Genomic DNA, 3,043 nt, shown 5'->3' with positions numbered 1-3,043 from the left:
CCGCCTGCGCCCCGGCCTCCCACACACACACTGACACCCACCGCGGGGGGGGGTGTCGTGTCCCCCGGGCCCCCCCCCCTTCCCGTTCCCCCGCCGCCGCGCTCAGCCCTCGCCGCCCCTGCCGCTCTCCGGGCCCGCGCACTCCATGCCGCGCGCTCCCGGCAGGGCCTCGACGATCTCCTTGCGGGCGTCGCCGACCCCCCAGCCGGTCTCCCAGTCCAGCCGGTCCTGCGGGTACACCGGCAACCGCACCAGGGTGTACGTGCCGGCCTTCAGGTCCTTCCGGGCACTCTCCGGGAGCGTGACGGTGATCGTCGGGTGGTCCGCCACCGACCGCTCGGGCCGGTAGTAGCGCTTCACCTCCAGTTCGACGCGTACGTTCCCGTCGGCCGCGGGCGTGATGTTCCGTACGGTCCCCTCGACGAGGACCTTGGCGCACGCGAGGCGCATCTCCGGCGAGAACAGCGACGAGTCGCCCCCGCCGTCCTCCTGACGCCCGGCCGCCGAGCCGCTCTTGGAGCTCGCGTCGCTGTCCGCGCCTCCCGCGCCCCCTCCCTGCACACCGAGCCACACCAGTCCGCCCAGCAGCGCCGTGCCCGCCGCGATCACGAGGGCGCCCATGGCCGCTCCCGCCCAGCGCCGGGCGCGGCGCGGCTGCCGGGGCCCCGTCCCCTTCTTCGGCTTCTTCGGCGCTCGCGGCGGCCTGAGCGGGGCGGACGCCCGGGACGGCCCCGCCCTCCGGCCGCCGTCACCCTGCCGCCCGGGGTCCGCCGCCCCCGCGTCCGGTGTCCCGGCGTCCGTCGCCTCCGCGTCCGGTGTCCCGTCGGCCAGGGTGTCGCCCATGATCCGCAGCTGTTCCCTCAGCAGGGCCACGTCCGCGACCGCCGACCGGTGCTCCGCCATGAACTCCGGGTCGTCCCGCGCTCCCGCGGGCAGGGGGTCGTCCGTGAGCGCGGCGAGCAGCGCGTCGATCCCCTCGTACGCGGCTTCTTCGTACTCGGCTCCTCCGTACTCGGGCATGTCACACCACCTCGTCCTCGTGCAGGCGGGTGCGCAGCGCGCGGACCGCCGAATGCAGCCTGCTCTTGACCGTGCCCTCCGGGATGCCGAGCTCCTCGGCGATTCCCCGGACGGGCAGGTCGGCGTAGAAGCGCAGCACGAGGACCTGCCGCTGGGCGTCGGGCAGCTCGTCCAGGCCCTGGGCCACCGCGAGCGACAGCACCTTCGTCTCCTCGCCCGAGTCGCCCCCGGTGTGCTCGGCCGGCCGCAGCGAGGCCAGCCGTTCACCGATCCGCTCCTGCCGACGCCTGGCCCGGTGCCAGTCCATGGCCAGGTTCGACGCGACGACCGCCGCCCACGCCGACACGTCACGCGGCGCCTCCGCACCGCTCGCCGCCCGCTCAAGCAGCCGCAGACGGACCTGCTGCACCCCGTCCGGCAGGTCCGTCTGCGGCACCCCGCCGAGCGCGAGCACCGCACGCACCCGACGCTCCTGTGTCGCGTCCAGGGGGTCGTCGAACACTCCCCGGGCCGACTCCTCGGCCCCCTGGACGCGGCAGGTTTTTCTGCGCAGCACAGCACCCCTCCCCTCACCGCGTTTCCTCTAGGACGCCGGGAGCGTACGAAACGTTCGCCCGACGTCGACCGGCTTCGGCCGACTTCGGGCGGCCCGCTTCGAGCGACGGAGGCGTATGTCACACCGTCTCAGTGCGCGGGCAAAGGATTGGACACATGGGCCCGGGTGAGACACATGATGGAAACTCGGCCATGTCCCGGCCAAAAAAATGAGCAGGCAGAAAAGCAGGCAGAAGGAGTCGCTGTGAAGGTAGGAATCGTCGGAGCCACCGGTCAGGTCGGCACCGTCATGCTGAGGATCCTCGCCGAGCGCGAGTTCCCGGTGGAGACGCTGCGCCTGTTCGCCTCGGCCCGTTCGGCCGGTTCGACGATCGCCTACAAGGACAAGTCCGTGACCGTGGAGGACGCCTCCACGGCCGACTACTCCGGCCTCGACATCGTGCTGTTCTCCGCGGGCGGCGCCACGTCCAGGGCCCTTGCCGAGAAGGTCGCCGCACAGGGTCCCGTCGTGATCGACAACTCCTCGGCGTGGCGCAAGGACCCCGAGGTTCCGCTGGTCGTCTCCGAGGTCAACCCGCACGCCGTGGCGGACCGGCCCAAGGGGATCATCGCCAACCCGAACTGCACGACCATGGCCGCGATGCCCGTGCTGAAGCCGCTGCACGCGGAGGCGGGGCTCGAAGCGCTCGTCGTCGCCACCTACCAGGCCGTCTCCGGGTCCGGGCTCGCCGGTGTCGCCGAGCTGCACGGCCAGGCGCAGAAGGTCGTCGCCGACGCGGACAAGCTGACCCACGACGGTTCGGCGGTCGACTTCCCCGAGCCGCAGGTCTACCAGCGGCCCATCGCCTTCAACGTCCTGCCGCTGGCCGGGTCCATCGTGGACGACGGCCTGAACGAGACCGACGAGGAGCAGAAGCTCCGGCACGAGTCCCGCAAGATCCTGGAGATCCCGGAGCTCAAGGTGTCCGGGACGTGTGTCCGTGTGCCGGTGTTCTCGGGGCACTCGCTGCAGGTCAACGCGCGGTTCGCGCGGCCGTTGAGTGTGGAGCGGGCCACGGAGCTGCTGGCCGGTGCGCCCGGGGTCGCCCTCTCGGAGATTCCGACGCCGCTGCAGGCTGCCGGGCAGGATCCGTCGTTCGTCGGCCGCATCCGTGCGGACGAGACGGTCGAGCACGGGATCGCGCTGTTCGTCTCGAACGACAACCTCCGCAAGGGCGCTGCGCTGAACGCGATCCAGATCGCGGAGCTGGTGGCAGCGGAACTCAGCTGACCACTGGCGTGGGGCCGTGAGGGCGGGGGCCGAGGCGCGCTTCGAGTGCGGGCCCGGTGGGGGTCACCCGCGCAGTTCCCCGCGCCCCTAAAAGGCACAAGCCCGGGCGGAGTGCCAGGTGCGGCCCGGTGGGGGCTGGTCGCGCAGTTCCCCGCGCCCCTTGGGGGCTGCGCCCCCTGAAGGGGCAAAAGCTGGGGC

The 3,043-nt window shown here is 72.6% G+C and carries 3 protein-coding genes; 1 reads left to right on the top strand and 2 read right to left on the bottom strand.

Annotated features, from left to right (window positions below; genetic code table 11):
• Window positions 1-102: 102 nt before the first annotated feature.
• On the bottom strand, window positions 103-1,020 hold the full coding sequence (locus ACFVH5_RS31985; RefSeq protein ID WP_385837205.1) for a hypothetical protein: 918 nt from the start codon (window positions 1,018-1,020) through the stop codon (window positions 103-105).
• Between the two features lies 1 nt (window position 1,021).
• A complete protein-coding gene (locus ACFVH5_RS31980) occupies window positions 1,022-1,576 on the bottom strand; it encodes an RNA polymerase sigma factor (protein WP_385837204.1) in 555 nt (184 codons plus the stop codon).
• 243 nt (window positions 1,577-1,819) lie between these two features.
• On the opposite strand from ACFVH5_RS31980, the gene ACFVH5_RS31975 reads away from it, so the two are divergent.
• Window positions 1,820-2,845 (top strand): aspartate-semialdehyde dehydrogenase, encoded by a 1,026-nt coding sequence (locus ACFVH5_RS31975; RefSeq protein WP_384813851.1) that lies wholly within the window; start codon window positions 1,820-1,822, stop codon window positions 2,843-2,845.
• The last annotated feature ends 198 nt before the right edge of the window (window positions 2,846-3,043 follow it).

The sequence above is a fragment of the Streptomyces sp. NPDC127119 genome, assembly GCF_042677425.1.
Classification (GTDB): domain Bacteria; phylum Actinomycetota; class Actinomycetes; order Streptomycetales; family Streptomycetaceae; genus Streptomyces.
Note: the sequence above shows the minus strand (reverse complement) of the source record. Positions and strands in the feature narration are given on the sequence as shown.